Source organism: Phycobacter sedimenti (assembly GCF_038148855.1).
Classification (GTDB): Bacteria; Pseudomonadota; Alphaproteobacteria; order Rhodobacterales; family Rhodobacteraceae; genus Phycobacter; species Phycobacter sedimenti.
In genome coordinates, this window is sequence record NZ_JBBVGR010000023.1 from 1 (window position 1) to 535 (window position 535).

Sequence of the window (535 nt, forward strand, 5' to 3'; positions counted from 1 at the left end):
AGAAATCCTGCCACTTGTCGAGGGCCGCGTTTCCGTCGGTTCCGGTGGCTGCCGGGGTGGCTTCGCTGAAATCAGAGAAATCCCAGTCGTCATCGCCATGCGCCGTCGGCTTGCTCGGCGCCGGTTTCGGCGCGCTCAGCTGCGTGACGCCGCCGCCGCCCGAAATCTTGAAATGGGCCACCAGCTCGGCCAGCTTGGTCGCATCGCTGTTCAGCATGTGACCCGCCGCCGTCGCCTCTTCGACCATGGCCGCGTTCTGCTGCGTCACCTGATCGAGCTGCACAACGCCGGTGTTGATCTCGCCCAGACCCGTGGACTGCTCCACCGCGCCCTCGGCAATATCGGTCACCAGCTTCGAGATGTGGTTGACGCGCTCGACGATGTTGTTCAGCGCATCGCCCGCCTTGCCGACCAGGTCCACACCGCGCTCCACCTGGCGCGACGAGTCGCTGATCAGCGTCTTGATCTCCATCGCCGCATCCGAGGAGCGCTGCGCCAGCGCCCGCACTTCGGAGGCCACCACCGCAAACCCGCG

Annotated in this window: 1 protein-coding gene; it reads right to left on the reverse strand. The window is 66.0% G+C overall.

Features of this window, described 5'->3' with window-relative positions; all coding sequences use genetic code 11:
• On the reverse strand, window positions 1-535 hold a 535-nt coding region (locus AADA15_RS19280), incomplete at both ends, for a methyl-accepting chemotaxis protein (RefSeq protein ID WP_341643188.1).